Source organism: Streptomyces sp. STAM6, assembly GCF_054963715.1.
This window is the reverse complement of sequence record NZ_JBUEFZ010000005.1, coordinates 181,767-195,808: the sequence shown is the minus strand read 5'-3', so window position 1 is coordinate 195,808 and position 14,042 is coordinate 181,767. Positions and strand designations below refer to the sequence as shown.

13 protein-coding genes are annotated in these 14,042 nt (G+C 72.6%); 10 read left to right on the top strand and 3 right to left on the bottom strand.

Annotated elements, in window-relative coordinates; all coding sequences use genetic code 11:
• Positions 1–35 precede the first annotated feature (35 nt).
• The gene (locus ACY34K_RS09475; protein ID WP_462745690.1) at positions 36–656 is read left to right on the top strand and encodes an ATP-binding protein; all 621 of its coding nucleotides are present in this window, start codon (positions 36–38) and stop codon (positions 654–656) included.
• A gap of 78 nt (positions 657–734) precedes the next feature.
• On the top strand, positions 735–1,724 hold the full coding sequence (locus ACY34K_RS09470) for a DUF5926 family protein (RefSeq protein WP_462745689.1): 990 nt from the start codon (positions 735–737) through the stop codon (positions 1,722–1,724).
• A 279-nt stretch (positions 1,725–2,003) separates the two neighbouring features.
• Here the strand turns inward: ACY34K_RS09470 and ACY34K_RS09465 are convergent, their stop codons facing one another.
• Both ACY34K_RS09465 and ACY34K_RS09460 read right to left on the bottom strand, forming a co-directional pair.
• On the bottom strand, positions 2,004–2,609 hold the full coding sequence (locus ACY34K_RS09465) for a hypothetical protein (RefSeq protein WP_462745688.1): 606 nt from the start codon (positions 2,607–2,609) through the stop codon (positions 2,004–2,006).
• A 273-nt stretch (positions 2,610–2,882) separates the two neighbouring features.
• Positions 2,883–3,596, bottom strand: coding sequence for a bifunctional DNA primase/polymerase (locus ACY34K_RS09460; RefSeq protein WP_462745687.1), 714 nt, complete (start codon positions 3,594–3,596; stop codon positions 2,883–2,885).
• Positions 3,597–4,078: 482 nt separating this feature from the next.
• Between ACY34K_RS09460 and ACY34K_RS09455 the strand changes: the two genes are divergently transcribed.
• A complete protein-coding gene (locus tag ACY34K_RS09455) occupies positions 4,079–5,566 on the top strand; it encodes a PP2C family protein-serine/threonine phosphatase (RefSeq protein WP_462745686.1) in 1,488 nt (495 codons plus the stop codon).
• A 213-nt stretch (positions 5,567–5,779) separates the two neighbouring features.
• The gene (locus ACY34K_RS09450; RefSeq protein ID WP_462745685.1) at positions 5,780–7,240 is read left to right on the top strand and encodes an aminopeptidase P family protein; all 1,461 of its coding nucleotides are present in this window, start codon (positions 5,780–5,782) and stop codon (positions 7,238–7,240) included.
• Between the two features lie 85 nt (positions 7,241–7,325).
• On the opposite strand, the gene ACY34K_RS09445 is transcribed toward ACY34K_RS09450, so the two are convergent.
• Positions 7,326–7,766, bottom strand: coding sequence for an ATP-binding protein (locus ACY34K_RS09445; protein ID WP_462745684.1), 441 nt, complete (start codon positions 7,764–7,766; stop codon positions 7,326–7,328).
• A gap of 214 nt (positions 7,767–7,980) precedes the next feature.
• On the opposite strand from ACY34K_RS09445, the gene ACY34K_RS09440 reads away from it, so the two are divergent.
• The 6 genes from ACY34K_RS09440 (at position 7,981) to efeB (ending at position 14,017) form a co-directional block, all read left to right on the top strand.
• Entirely contained in the window at positions 7,981–8,724 is a 744-nt protein-coding gene (locus ACY34K_RS09440) for a hypothetical protein (RefSeq protein ID WP_462745683.1), read from the top strand.
• A gap of 84 nt (positions 8,725–8,808) precedes the next feature.
• On the top strand, positions 8,809–9,546 hold the full coding sequence (locus tag ACY34K_RS09435) for a YcnI family copper-binding membrane protein (RefSeq protein WP_462745681.1): 738 nt from the start codon (positions 8,809–8,811) through the stop codon (positions 9,544–9,546).
• A gap of 42 nt (positions 9,547–9,588) precedes the next feature.
• Entirely contained in the window at positions 9,589–10,281 is a 693-nt protein-coding gene (locus ACY34K_RS09430) for an SCO family protein (RefSeq protein ID WP_462745679.1), read from the top strand.
• Complete coding sequence (locus ACY34K_RS09425) at positions 10,278–10,754, top strand: copper chaperone PCu(A)C (protein ID WP_462745678.1); 477 nt, start codon at positions 10,278–10,280, stop codon at positions 10,752–10,754. The genes ACY34K_RS09430 and ACY34K_RS09425 overlap by 4 nt, the downstream gene beginning before the upstream one ends.
• A gap of 21 nt (positions 10,755–10,775) precedes the next feature.
• On the top strand, positions 10,776–12,767 hold the full coding sequence (locus ACY34K_RS09420; RefSeq protein ID WP_462745677.1) for a copper resistance protein CopC: 1,992 nt from the start codon (positions 10,776–10,778) through the stop codon (positions 12,765–12,767).
• Positions 12,768–12,769: 2 nt separating this feature from the next.
• On the top strand, positions 12,770–14,017 hold the full coding sequence (gene efeB, locus ACY34K_RS09415; protein WP_462745676.1) for an iron uptake transporter deferrochelatase/peroxidase subunit: 1,248 nt from the start codon (positions 12,770–12,772) through the stop codon (positions 14,015–14,017).
• Positions 14,018–14,042 lie beyond the last annotated feature (25 nt).

Sequence of the window (14,042 nt, the reverse complement as noted above, 5' to 3'; positions counted from 1 at the left end):
CACCGGCGCGTTCGGTCCGTGTTCGATGATGTCGAGTGCGTCACCACACATCGATTGGCCGGTTTCCGGTCCAGGCCATTGGGGCATCCACACCGTGGCGTGGGGCGAAGGAGGTCTCGGGGGTGGCGTTGGTGGTGGCACAGGAGGTGCCCACGTCGTCGAGCATGGCCGTACCCCATGGCCCTGCGGGCGTGGGTGAGGCGAGACACCGCATGCGGGAGCAGCTGAGCCGCAGCGGAGTGTCCGCATCGGTCGTCGACGATGCCGTACTGGTCCTGTCCGAACTGCTCAGCAATTCCTGCCGGCACGGCAGGCCGCTGGGCCGGGCGGAGGTCGGTGACGGTGACGTCCGCGCCGCGTGGCGGGTCGACGGGCACGGCGCCCTGACCGTCGAGGTGACGGACGGGGGTGGGCCGACCCGCCCTGTTCCGTCCACGCCCTCGGTCACCGCACGCGGCGGCCGTGGGCTGAACATCATCAGCGCCCTCGCCCAGGACTGGGGGGTGCGCGACAGCGCGTCCGGTGAGGTCACCGTGTGGGTGCTGCTCACGGCGGGGCACCGCCGCGACGATTTCGCTACGCGCGTCACCGGACCCGGCACCGCCGCCGGGCTGGATTTCCTGGACAAGTACGGCGCGTACGAGGACGTGGACTGACGCTTCCGGCGGCCCGGTACGGCTAGGCTCGCGGCCGACACAGCACTGCCGCACTGCCGTTACGGGAGAAGCCACGCCATGGCCAAGAAGCGCCCCCAGACCAAGGCCGGGAAGCCGCACGTCAGCAACGGAGCCCGCACCGAGGCTGACGCACCCATTCCGGTCGTCGGGGCCCGCGAGCCCTGCCCCTGCGGTTCGGGCCGCCGCTACAAGGCCTGCCACGGCCGCGCCGCCGCGCACGCGGTGACCGAGCTGGTCCAGCGCCCCTTCGAGGGCCTGCCCGGCGAGTGCGACTGGGTGGCCCTGCGGGAGCTGGTGCCCGCCGCGACCGCCGCGCTGCCCCTGAAGGGCGGGCTGCCCGAGGGCGTGCCGTCCGTGACGCTGGCCACCGTGCTGCCGATGGCCTGGCCCGCCCTGCGCCGCGACGACGGCTCCGTACTGCTCGCGCTGCAGAACGACACCTCGTCCGGCGACCTGAGCCGCGACCTCGCGGACGTGCTCCAGCGGGCCCTCACCGCCGAGCCCGGCACGCCGGTCGCCGCCCAGCGGGTGCCGGCCGACGGCCCCCGCCTCCAGGACCTGCTGGACGCGGACGCCGCTTTCGAGCCGGTCGTCCACGCGGGCTTCGAGTTCTGGGTGCCGGACTCCGAGCAGAGCGCGTCCCCCGAGGTGGCCGCCTCGCTGGAGCGCGCCAACGCGGCCGCGATCCCCACGGTCAAGCTGTCCGGCGTGGACGCCGCGTACTGGTGCGAGACCCCGGAGAAGAACCACCTGCGCTGGGTCATGCCGCACCCGGAGGAGCAGCTGCTGGACGCGCTCGCCCGGCTGCACGCCGCGGGCACGTCCTCGCTGGGCGAGGGGACCCGTCTGGTCGGTTCGTTCCGTGCGCACGGCCTCATGGTCCCGGTGTGGGACCTGCCGAGCGCGATGGGCGCGGACCAGTGCGAGAAGCCGGCCGCGGAGTTCGCCGAGCGGCTCGCCGAGGCGCTCGCGGTGGACGCGCCGCTGACTCCGGAGGAGCGCCGGGCGCGCGGCGGCCTCACCAACCGCCAGGTGACGCTGAGCTGAGGCGGCGGCCGCCACGATCGGGTGCGTCCGGCTCGAAGATCAACAGAGCCGGACAGATCCACACGGTGATCGACATCCCGACCAGTCGGTGACTTCCGCCACAACCCACCGTACCGAGAGGTAAATCCCTGTCCGAATAACTGAGATCGAATTTGCGAACAGCCGATCTCTTGTTACGGTGCTAGAAGCCCGGTCGCTGGTGCATCCCCCGTCGCCAGCGACCGGGTCCTTCACTTTTCGCGGAATCCAAGATTCCGCGCCGGAGTCCCGTGTGGAGCCTCAACTCCCCACCGCCTCCGCCGAGTTGCTCCCCGAGCGCAGCAGCAGCGGACTTTCCGCGGCATCCCCGCTCTCCACGATCCCCGCGAACTCCGCCACCGCCGTGTATTCGCCGGACTTACCGCGCGACACCTCGCGCGGAGTCTCACAGGAACCGGGCTCGTTCCCCGCCGGCACTTCGCAATGCGTTTGTACGGTGCGCCCGCCGGGACCCATCAGAGTGAGGACGGCCCTGAGATCGCCGCCCGTCGCGTTGCCGTAGTACGTCCGCGCCCAGGTTCGCGCCGCCTCGGTCATCACACAGGTCTGCGCCTCGATGCCGCCGGGCGAGGTGAGCTCGGGACCGCAGCGCACTTCGGTGGCGGCACCGGAAGCCGCGTCCCGCCCCGCTCCGGAAGAACCGGAGGAGCCGGGCGCGGCCGGGGTGGCGGGGACACCGATTCCGGCCAGAAGCCCCTCCCCGGGCTCCGGCTTCCCGTCGTCGGCGAGAAGCGGGTCCGTCCGGGAGCCGGTGTCGGGACTCCCCGCCGGGCCCGCGGAGGCCGCCAGCGGCAGCAGAGCGGTGAACACCACGACGGCCGTGAGGCCCATCATGCGGAGATTCATGGGGACCCCACCTAGCGACTGCCCCGGAAGTCTTGACGGTGGGCCGAAGATACCGAGCGCGCGGACCCGCCCGAGCGGCCGTGCGCCCAATTCAGGTACAACCGGGCCCCGCTCACACCCGAACGAGTGACATACGGGTGGCAACGGAGCCCATGGCGGCCGGGGCCCGGTCGCCGGGCGGGCCCGGTCGCCCGCGGAGCCGGCGCCCGGCGGGGCCGCGGCCGGCGCGGAGCCGACGAAGCGGGGAGCGGAGCGACCGGCGGGACGGCCGCTTCAGTACCGCAGCCGGCTGCCGCCGTCCGGGGCAATCGTGGAGGCTTCGACGAGCGCGTCGACGACCGCCTCGACATCCGGCAGCCAGGGCGACGCGGACCCGGCGAGCGGGGCGCGCTCCCAGCGCACCTGCCCCGTCCCGGTCTCGGACGGCGGCAGCACCAGGTATCCGCCCTGGCCGTGGAAGCGCAGGGAGCTGGGCACGCAGTCCTTCACGTACAACAGTTCGCCGAGCTGTTCGAGGGTGTACGGGGCGACCAGCAGGGACCACCGGGTGGGCGTGGCCACCACGGGGCCGAGGCGCATCTCCGTCCGGTCGAGCGCGACCAGCGCCCGCGCGGCCGCCACCGCCGGCAGGCTCACCGCGCACGGCGCGCGCCCTCCGGTGGCCAGCACGACGGGGGCGTCCGGGCGGTTGGTCCACCACCAGCGCACCATGCGCTCGTCCGTGGTGGCCGCGAGAAGCCCGGGGTCGAAGGGGTGTGCGCCGGGTACGACGCACTCGGGATCGGGACAGGCACAGCGTGGTTCCCGCTCGCCACGGCCTCCCACGGGGGCTCCGGTCCGGGAGGTGCTCCCGGCCGTGTTGAGTCCCACACCGGGGAGCACGGGCCAGTCCCACTCGGTGGCGCAGACGAGCGCCGCGTCGAGCTGGGCCGGCCTCCTCCTGCGCCGGAACCGGAGCCTGCGTCGCCTTCCGAGGATCTCGCGCATGAGCGCTCGTTCCTTTCCGTTGAACGCCGAGGTCCACATCACAACAGGTGTGCTTCACTTCACTGTGCGTACAAGCCGGCGCATCACCGCCCCTGCCGGTGGCATGGGTCGGCCCTCTTCGCCTGCGACAAGCAACATCACCGGGGCCGAGCGTGGGCTGTAGTCCATTAAACGCATGGCGAGGGGTGGCGCGCGCATGGCGCTTACTGTCCCGCTGTACTTTTCCCCGCCACTCGGGGGATGGGGTGCGGCCTCGGGAGTGAGGACGCCAGGGCCTCCCGACGGGTTCCGGGCCCGCCCCAACTGCCCCGGACCGTCACCGTTTACGTACCCAGCACGCTCGCAATGACGCTCCTCCTGGGACGTGGTCCCGGGAGGTGCCCCCTTCCGAACGGGCCTCAGTCGACCGCAAATGACGTCCATAGGGGGCATTTTTGAGCCAAGTTCGGCCGCGTGTAAACACCGCGCGTCCCCACGGGACAATGCTGGACATCCCCTTACTTGTGCGTGTACATGTGGTTGCAGTGATAGCGGCGCAGAAACACATGGGGGTTTGCGATGCTATTGAGCGATACGGAGCAGCCGGAAAGCCGGCTGCCATGAGCGCCCCTCACCTGCCGAAAGTGGCCGGAATCGATCCCACGGTTCCTGCGCCCGCGCACACTGCGACGCCCCTGCCGGGCATCCCGGCCCCACCGGTCGCGCCCGGCGCCCTGATCCAGGACCGGCTGGCGGGCTGGGTCTCCGACCTCACCACCCTCCACGAGCTCACCGAACGCCTCACCCGGACCGGGACCCTCGACGACGCCCTGCACGAAGTGCTCCGCGCCGGTGCGGCCCTGGTCGGCGCCCGCCGCGGGATGGCCGTCCTCGAACCCGCCGACGGCCTCGGGCCCACTCACACGATCGGCCTCGGCCTCGCCCACGCCGACCTCGGCCACATCGAGACCCTGCCGCGCAGCGTCACCTCCTACGGCCGCATCCTGGAAGGCCTGCCCGACCCGGTCGCGGTCCCCGACCTCTTCGGCGACGAGAGCCTCGACCCGCGCCACCGCGAGGTGGCCGCCCGCCTCGGGTACGCCGCCAGCTACGCGGTGCCGCTCGCCACCGGGGCGGCCGGGAAACTCGGCGCCGCCGTCTGGCTGTACGACGAGCCGGCCGAACCGGACGAGCGCCGCCGCCATCTCGTCGGCCTCTACGGGCGGTACGCCTCCGAGCACCTCGGCCGTCTCCTGGAGCTGGAGCGCTCCCGCGCGACGATGGCCACCATCGCCGAGGAACTGCTGCCGAGCAGGCTGCCCCGGGTCGCGGGCGTCCAGCTCGCCGCCCGCCACCACACCGGCCCCCGGAGCGGCGGCGACTGGTACGACGCGCTGCCGCTGCCCGAGGGCGCGCTGGGCCTGGCCGTCGGATCTGTCTCCGGGACCGGCCCGAGCGCGCTGGCCGCGATGGGCAGGCTACGGGCCTCGCTGCGGGCGTACGCCGTGATGGAGGGCGAGGACCCCGTCGCCGTGCTCTCCGACCTGGAGCTGCTGCTGCGGCTGACCGAGCCCGCCCGGTCCGCCACCGCGCTGTTCGCCTACGCCGAGCCGGCGCTGAGGAGGATCGTGCTGGCCGGGGCGGGGCACACACCGCCGCTCGTCGTCGGCGACCGGCGCACGGAGTTCGTCGAGACGTCGCTCTCCGCCCCGTTGGGAATGCTCGCCTGCTGGGAGGCGCCGAGCGTGGAGATCACGCCCGAGCCCGGCGAGACGGTGCTCCTCTACACGGACGGGCTGCTCCTGCGCACCGGGGAACCCATGGACCGGGCCTTCGCACGGCTGCACACGGCGGCCGCGACCGTGCCGAGGGCGGACCGGTCGGACCCGGGCGCGATCGCCGACCATGTACTGCGGACGGTTCTGCCCAAGGGCCTGGACCGATCGGAGGACGGCGAGGACGTGGTGCTGCTGGCGGCCCGCTTCGACTGAGGAGCGCGACGGAGAGCCGGAGGGCGGCCCGAGAGCGGACCCCAGACCGGGAGCGCGACTGACGGCGTGACCGAGACCGTGGCCGACAGCGCGACCGAGAGCGTGAACGAGACCGCGGCTGGGGGCACGACACACGCCCGTCGGCCACGAGACCGTCTCTTTCCAGCCGTACGATGGGGACGTTCCATGCCATAACCGAAGGAGACGGACCCCGTGGCCGACGAGCACACCCCGGAGACCCCGGAAGCGGCCGAGGAGCCGATCAAGCAGCGCAAGAACCGCCTCTACCCCGGCGTGTCCGACGAGCTCGCCGACAACATGAAGACCGGCTGGGCGGACACCGAGCTGCACGACCTGCGGCCACTGCCCCAGGCGGAGCACACGGCCGCCCGTCGCGCCGCCCTGTCCGCGCGCTTCCCCGGCGAGCGCCTGGTGATCCCGGCGGGCAACCTGAAGACCCGCTCCAACGACTGCGAGTACGCCTTCCGTCCGTCCACCGAGTACGCGTACCTCACCGGCGACCACACCCAGGACGGCGTCCTGGTGCTGGAGCCCCAGAGGGGCGGCGGCCACCAGGCCACCATCTACCTGCTGCCCCGCTCGAACCGTGAGAACGGCGAGTTCTGGCTGGACGGCCAGGGCGAGCTGTGGGTCGGCCGCCGGTACTCGCTCACCGAGGCCGAGCAGGTCCTCGGCATCCCGGCCAAGGACGTGCGCAAACTGCCGGCCGCCCTCGAGCGGGCCCCCGGCCCGGTGCGCAACCTGCGCGGCCACGACGCCGCGATCGACGCCGCCCTCACCGACAAGGTCACCGCCGAGCGCGACGAACAGCTGCGGGTCCACCTGTCCGAGGCGCGCCTGGTGAAGGACGCCTTCGAGATCGGCGAGCTGGAGCGGGCCTGCGCGTCGACGGCGCGCGGCTTCGAGGACGTCGTACGTGTCCTGGACAAGGCCGAGGCGACCAGCGAGCGCTATATCGAGGGCACGTTCTTCCTCCGCGCCCGCGTCGAGGGCAACGACGTCGGCTACGGCTCCATCTGCGCCGCCGGTCCGCACGCCACCACCCTGCACTGGGTGCGCAACGACGGCCCCGTCCGCTCCGGCGAACTGCTGCTGCTCGACGCCGGTGTGGAGACCACCACCCTCTACACCGCCGACATCACCCGCACCCTGCCGGTGAGCGGCCGCTACACCGACCTCCAGCGCAAGATCTACGACGCGGTCCTCGAGGCCCAGGAGGCGGGCATCGCGGCGGTGAAGCCTGGAGCCGCGTTCCGCGACTTCCACGACGCCGCCCAGCGCCTACTCGCCGAGAAGCTCGTCGAGTGGGGTCTGGTCGAGGGTCCCGTCGACCGCGTCCTGGAGCTGGGCCTCCAGCGCCGCTGGACGCTGCACGGCACCGGCCACATGCTCGGCATGGACGTCCACGACTGCGCGGCCGCGCGGACCGAGGCGTACGTCGACGGGACGCTGGAGCCCGGCATGGTCCTCACCGTCGAGCCGGGGCTGTACTTCCAGACCGACGACCTGACCGTGCCCGAGGAGTACCGCGGCATCGGCGTGCGGATCGAGGACGACATCCTCGTCACCAAGGACGGCAACCGGAACCTCTCGGCCGCGCTGCCGCGCCGGTCCGAAGAGGTCGAGGCCTGGATGGCCGGGCTCAGGGCCTGACCGGCGGGCCTCGCCCGGCGATGGCGGGAAACCGCTCGTGAGCGGCGGCGGGACCGGAGGCACGCGCCTTCGGTCCCCCGGCCCGTCAGGACGCGACGAGCGGTGCGTCCGACCTCCACTTGACGATCTTGTCGAAGCTGACGACCGCACCGCCCCGGCCCGATCTGTTGCCGAAGTGGACGTGGTCGGCGAGCTCCTCGATGAGGCTCAGCCCCCGTCCGTGCTCGGCCTCGGGCGCGGGCCTGCGAGCCGTGCGCACCGGCCCGGCCGGAAAACCCGGCCCCGAGTCGGCGACTTCGATACGGCACTTCTCGCCGTCCAGGTACGCGGTCACCCGGTATTCGGCGGAGGCGTCCCCGGAACCGTGCTCCACCGCGTTCGCACACGCCTCACTGAGTGCGAGCGACAGATCGTAGGAGATGTCCGGGTCGACCCCCGCGGTCTCCATGGTGCCGAGTAGGAGGCGACGGGCGAGCGGAACGCTCGCAGCCTCGCGCCGCAAGTGGAGAGACCACCAGATGCTCATGCTCCAGCCTCCTGGCTGCGGCTCGACATACCGATACGTATTGCCTCGGTCGGCACCACATAAGCCCCCTGGCGATGCGGTAACCCTCATTCGGCGGATGTGCCTGCCCCGGACGCCGGTGTATTGCGGGCGGTCTCGGGCCTCCGGCGGCAAACAGTGACCTTCCGGACCTGCCGTGTGGACGGCGGGGGCGCAGTGCGATGATGGCCCGGCCATGTTTGCCCCTTCCGCTGGTCCGCGGCTGCTGAGGGCCGCGGTGTTCACCGCGGTCTGCGTCGTGCTGTCCGCACTGGGGCATGTGCTCGCCGCCTGCGCGCCCGTCCCGTGGTGGACGTTGCTGTTCGGTTTCCTCGGACTCTTCGCGGTGGTCGCCCCGTTCGCCGGACGCGAGCGCTCGCTGCCGGTGATCACGACGGCCCTCGCGGGCGGACAGCTCGCCCTGCACGCGGTGTTCGGCCTCGGCCAGCGACAGCACCTGGCGATCGGCCCCCAGGCGGACGACGCGCTGATCCGGATGGCCGCCAAGCTGGTGTGCGGGGCCGGGGCGGCCTCGCTCAGCCCGGCCGACGCGCACCGGATCGTCACCCGCGCCGGGCTCGACCCCGCCATGGCCGAACACGCGGCGCACCGGGCGGAACCCGCCGCCGGACTCTGGCCCAGCCTCCCGATGGTGCTGGGGCACCTGCTGGCCGCCCTGGTGACCGGTTGGCTGCTGCGCCGGGGCGACCTGGCCCTGCTGCGGCTGGCCGGCCTCTCCGCGCGCACCGAGGCCGTACGGCCCCTGCGCGCCGCACTCGTCCTCGTCCGCGCCCTCGTCGCCGGGCTGCCCGCGCTGCCCGCGGGCGGGCCGCGACCGCCGCGCACCGCCGAGGACGTCCCCGCGCCGCCCATGGCGGAGGCACTCCAGCACACGGTGATCAGGCGCGGCCCGCCGGCCGTATTCGCCATCGCAGCCTGACACGGCCCACTCGACGGGAGTGGTGCCGTGGTGCGCGCCTGCGCACACGCCTGCTTCCCTGCTCTGAGTGGAGTGTGTCCTGCCATGAACGTCTCACGCATCGCCCTGGCCGGCGGTGTCGCCGCCTCCTCGGTCGTCCTGCTGTCCGGCACCGCCTTCGCGCACGTCAGCGTGCAGCCGCAGGGCGAGGCCGCCAAGGGCGGCTACGCGACGGTCAGCTTCAAGGTCCCCAACGAGCGCGACAACGCGTCCACCGTGAAGGTCGAGGTCGCGCTGCCCTCCGACCACCCGATCGCGTCCGTCTCGACGCAGCCGGTCCCCGGCTGGAAGGCCGCCGTCACCAAGGCCAAGCTGGCGAAGCCGCTGGAGGTGCACGGCAAGCAGATCACCGAGGCGGCCACCAAGATCACGTGGACGGCGGACGGTTCGAAGATCGCCCCCGGTGAGTTCCAGCAGTTCACGGTCTCGCTCGGCCGACTGCCCGAGAACACCGACCGGCTCGTCTTCAAGGCCCTCCAGACGTACGACAACAAGGAGGTCGTGCGCTGGATCGAGGAGCCGAAGGACGGCGCCGCCGAGCCCGAGACCCCCGCGCCCGTACTGAAGCTGTCCGCCGCCTCCGACGACCACCACGGCGGCGGAGCCGCCCAGGCCGACGACAAGAGCGGCAACGAGACCAAGGGCGCCGCGGGCCACGGCGCGGAGAAGACCGCGGCCGACTCCGGTGACACCACCGCCCGCGTGCTGGGCGTCGTCGGCATCCTCGTCGGCGCGGCCGGTGTCGCCTTCGGTGTCCTGGCCGGACGTCGCCGGCAGGCCTGACGGCCCGCCACCCCATCCGAGAGAACTCCGAGAGAGAACCTCATGCGCAACCCCCACGCCCCGCGGCCCCACCGCGGCCGGCGCACCCGGCTGATCGCGGCGGCGCTCGCCGCCGCGTCGGCCCTCACCCTGTCCGCCTGCGACGGCGACGGTGCCAAGGCGGGCGACAGCGTCGCCGACGTCTCGATGGAGCCGGGCAGTTCCAAGCCGGGCACCGTGCTCGACCGGCCGTACGAGAAGCCCGACCTCGTCCTCACGGACACCAAGGGCCAGAAGTACGACCTGCGCGAGCGGACCAAGGGCAAGCCGACGCTGATCTACTTCGGCTACACGCACTGCCCCGACGTGTGCCCGCTGACGATGAGCAACATCGCCATCGCCAGGAAGAAGCTCCCCAAGGCGGACCAGGCGAAGCTCCAGGTCGTCTTCGTCACCACCGACCCCGAACGGGACACCTCCGCGGAGCTCGCCAAGTGGCTGCCCTCGGCCGGTGACCCCTCCTTCACCGGACTGACCGGCGACTTCCCGACCATCCAGGCGGGCGCCCGGCAGCTCGGCATCGGCATCGACCCGCCGAAGAAGGAGAAGGACGGCTCGGTCGTCTCCATGCACGGAGCGCAGGTCATCGCGTTCTCGCCCACGACCGACCAGGGCTACGTGCTGTACGGCGAGGACACCTCCTCGGAGGAGTACGCCAAGGACCTGCCGAAGATCATCAAGGGGGAGAACCCGTGAACCGCCGCACCACCCGCACGATCCGCACCACCCGCACCACCGCCCTGTCCGCCGTCATAGCCCTCGCCGGTGCCCTGGCGCTGGGGGGCTGCTCCTCCGGCGGCGATCCCGAGCTGAAGGTCAGCGGCGCGTTCATGCCGCAGCCCGTGATGGACATGGCCGGCGGCTTCCTCACCATCGAGAACAAGGGCGGCACCGCGGACAAGCTCACCTCCGTCACGAGCCCCCTCTCGGACGACGTGCAGATCCACGAGACCAAGAACCAGAAGATGCAGCAGGTGGAGTCCCTGGACATCCCCGCCGGCGGCAAGCTGAGTCTCGAACGCGGCGGCAACCACGTGATGTTCATGGACATCAAGCAGAAGCCCAAGCCGGGCGAGAAGGTCAGCGTGGAGCTCCACTTCGAGAAGTCCGACCCGATCAAGGTCGAGCTCTCCGTCGAGGCGCGGAACTACAACCCGAAGAAGCACTAGGCGCAGGGGGACTGACACACCATGACGGCCACCGCCCCGCGCCTCGGAACCATCCCGGTGACACCCGCCCGGCTGCTGCTGCTCGCGGCCCTGCTGATCGGCGCGCTGTTCACCGGCGCGGCCCCCGCCTCCGCGCACGCCGCGCTGACCGGGAGCGACCCGAAGGACGGGGCGGTGGTCCCCGCCGCTCCCAGCAGCGTCACCCTCACCTTCTCCGAGCAGGTCGCGATGGGGGACGACTCCATCCGGGTCCTCGAACCGAACGGCAAGCGCGCCGACACCGGCGAGCTGCGCGACCTGTGTGCCGGATCGGTGGTCAAGTACGGCGTGGGCCTCCACGCCGGGCTGCCGCCCGGCACCTACACCGTCGCCTGGCGCGCCGTCTCGGCCGACAGCCACCCGATCGCGGGCGCGTTCACCTTCTCCATCGGCGCCCCCTCCAAGACCACCGTCGCCCTGCCGACGCAGGAGGCGGGCGGCGGAGTCGTCGGAGTGCTCTACGGGATCGCACGGTACGTGTCGTACGCCGGCTACATCCTGCTCGCGGGCGGCGCCGCCTTCGTGCTCGCCTGCTGGCCGCGCGGGGCGAGCGTACGGCCGCTGCAGCGGCTCGTCGTACGCGGCTGGGTGACCCTGACCGCCGGCACCCTGGCGCTGTTGCTGCTGCGCGCCCCGTACACGGGGTCCGGGAAGCTCGCCGACGCCTTCGACCTCGCCGGCCTCGGCGCGGTCCTGGAGACCAAGACGGGCGCCGCGCTCGTCTCCCGGCTGCTGCTGCTCGGTGCCGCGGCCCTCTTCGTGGCGGTGCTGTTCGGCGCGTACACCAGGCGGGAGGACGCGACCGAGAAGAAGGACCTGACCTTCGGGCTCGCGATCGGCGGCACGGTGGTGGCGGCCGGAATCGCCGGTACGTGGGCCCTCTCCGAGCACGCCTCGGCAGGTCTGCAACCGCTGGTCGCGATGCCGGTCGACATCCTCCACCTGCTGGCCGTGGCCGCCTGGCTGGGCGGTCTGGCCGCACTGCTCACCGCCCTCCACCGCGAGCCGTCGATCGAGCGCACCGCGGTCCGGCGGTTCTCCCGGGTGGCGTTCGGGTCCGTGCTGGTCCTGGCCGTCACCGGGATCTACCAGTCCTGGCGCCAGGTCGGCTCCTGGTCGGCGCTGACCGGCACGGCGTACGGCAGGCTGCTGACGCTCAAGGTGGCCCTGGTGGCCGTCCTGGTCGGCATCGCGTGGATCTCGCGGCGCTGGACCGGGCGCCTGGCCGAGAAGGCCACCGTGCTGCCCGGGGAGAACGAGGCCGGAAGCGGCGCGGAGGACGGGGCCGAGGACCGGAGGACGCCGGACGGCGGGGACGAGGACGAGAAGGCTCCGGAGGACGGGGCCGAGGACCGGGACGAGGAGCCGGTGACCGTGCCGGCCGGCGTCCCGGCCGACCCCGAGCGCGCCGCCCAACTGGCCCGCCAGCGGGCCGCCCTGGCCACCGCCCGCAAGAAGCGGGCCCGCGAGGCCGACCCCGAGCGCGCCGGACTGCGTCGCTCGGTCCTCGCCGAAGCGGGCGTCGCCGTCGTGCTGCTCGCTGTGACCACCGTGCTGACGACGACCGAACCGGGCCGTACGGAGGAGGAGGCCGGGAGCGGCCAGGCGGTGTCCCAGGCCGCTGTCCCGGACCGCCCCGTCGACCTGCGGCTGCCGTTCGACACCGGCGGCACCAACGGCAAGGGCACGGTGCGCCTCAGCCTCGACCCGGGCCGCTCCGGCACCAACGCCCTGCACGTTTTCGTCGACGGCACGAACGGCAAGCCGCTGGACGCACCCGAGGTGAAGGTGTCGTTCACCCTCGACGCCAAGCGGATCGGTCCGCTCCCCGTGGCGCTGGACCGGATCGCGGCCGGGCACTGGAGCTCCGAGCGCGCGCAGATCCCGATGCCGGGCGACTGGCGGCTCAAGGTGACCGTCCGCACCTCCGACATCGACCAGACGACCATCGACAAGAACGTGAAGATCGGCTGACCGTGAGCACTGCGAACGACGAGAACCTGGAGATCTCCCGGCGACGGCTGCTGGGCACGGTCGGCGCGGCGGGCGCGACCGGGCTGGTGCTCGGCGCGGCCGGCGGCGCCGCGACGTACGCGGCCGCGGCCGGCTCCCCCGCCACGGCGCTGTCGACGATCGGCTCGACCGGGGTGCCGTTCCGCGGCACTCACCAGGCCGGGATCACCCAGCCGCTCCAGTCGCGCGGCCATCTGGTCGCCTTCGACCTGGCGCCCGGCGCGGGCCGCAAGGAGGCCGTGGCGCTGATGCGTCGCTGGACGGCGGTGGCGGAACCACTGATGGCCGGGGAGCCCACGGCCGACGGGGACACGGGCGTGGCGCTGGACGCGGGGCCCTCGTCCCTGACGATCACCTTCGGCTTCGGTGCCTCCTTCTTCGGCCGCACCGGGCTGGTGGCCCGCCGCCCGGTGGAGCTGGACCCGCTGCCGGCCTTCTCCTCCGACCAGCTGGACCCCAGGCGCTCCAACGGGGACCTGTGGGTGCAGATCGGCGCCGACGACTCCCTGGTCGCGTTCCACGCGCTGCGCGCGATCCAGAAGGCCGCGGGCGGCGCGGCGAAGGTGCGCTGGCAGATGAACGGCTTCAACCGCTCGCCGGGCGCGACCGCGCACCCGATGACCGCCCGCAATCTGATGGGCCAGGTCGACGGGACCGGCAATCCGAAGCCGTCCGAGCCGGACTTCGACGAGCGGGTCTTCGTGCCGGCGGGCGGTGCGCAGCCGTGGATGGCCGGCGGTTCGTACGCGGTCGTCAGGCGTATCCGGATGCTGCTGGACGACTGGGAGAAGCTGCCGCTGAAGAAGCAGGAGCAGGTCATCGGGCGGCGGAAGTCCGACGGCGCCCCGCTGACCGGCGGCACCGAGACGACCGAGATCGACCTGGACAGGACGGGCCCGGACGGCAGGCTGGTCGTGCCCGACAACGCGCACGCCCGGATCTCCGCGCCCGAGCAGAACGGCGGGGCGGCGATGCTGCGCCGGCCGTTCTCCTTCCACGACGGCATCGGCCCGGACGGGACGCCCGACGCGGGGCTGCTCTTCATCTGCTGGCAGGCCGACCCCCTGAAGGGGTTCGTGCCGGTGCAGCGCAAGCTCGACCGGGGCGACGCGCTGTCACCGTTCATCCGGCACGAGGCGAGCGGTCTGTTCGCGGTCCCGGGCGGCCCCCGGGAGGGCGAGTACGTCGGTCAGCGGCTCCTGGAGTCATGAGGAGGGCCCCACTCGGCCGCCGTGG

Excerpts from the sequence above, each read along its gene's own strand:
- ACY34K_RS09470 (WP_462745689.1), top strand. The coding sequence starts at position 735 with ATGGCCAAGAAGCGCCCCCAGACCAAGGCCGGGAAGCCGCACGTCAGC.
- ACY34K_RS09465 (WP_462745688.1), bottom strand. The coding sequence starts at position 2,609 with ATGAATCTCCGCATGATGGGCCTCACGGCCGTCGTGGTGTTCACCGCT.
- ACY34K_RS09460 (WP_462745687.1), bottom strand. The coding sequence starts at position 3,596 with ATGCGCGAGATCCTCGGAAGGCGACGCAGGCTCCGGTTCCGGCGCAGG.
- ACY34K_RS09455 (WP_462745686.1), top strand. The coding sequence starts at position 4,079 with ATGCTGGACATCCCCTTACTTGTGCGTGTACATGTGGTTGCAGTGATA.
- ACY34K_RS09445 (WP_462745684.1), bottom strand. The coding sequence starts at position 7,766 with ATGAGCATCTGGTGGTCTCTCCACTTGCGGCGCGAGGCTGCGAGCGTT.
- ACY34K_RS09440 (WP_462745683.1), top strand. The coding sequence starts at position 7,981 with ATGTTTGCCCCTTCCGCTGGTCCGCGGCTGCTGAGGGCCGCGGTGTTC.
- ACY34K_RS09435 (WP_462745681.1), top strand. The coding sequence starts at position 8,809 with ATGAACGTCTCACGCATCGCCCTGGCCGGCGGTGTCGCCGCCTCCTCG.
- ACY34K_RS09430 (WP_462745679.1), top strand. The coding sequence starts at position 9,589 with ATGCGCAACCCCCACGCCCCGCGGCCCCACCGCGGCCGGCGCACCCGG.
- ACY34K_RS09420 (WP_462745677.1), top strand. The coding sequence starts at position 10,776 with ATGACGGCCACCGCCCCGCGCCTCGGAACCATCCCGGTGACACCCGCC.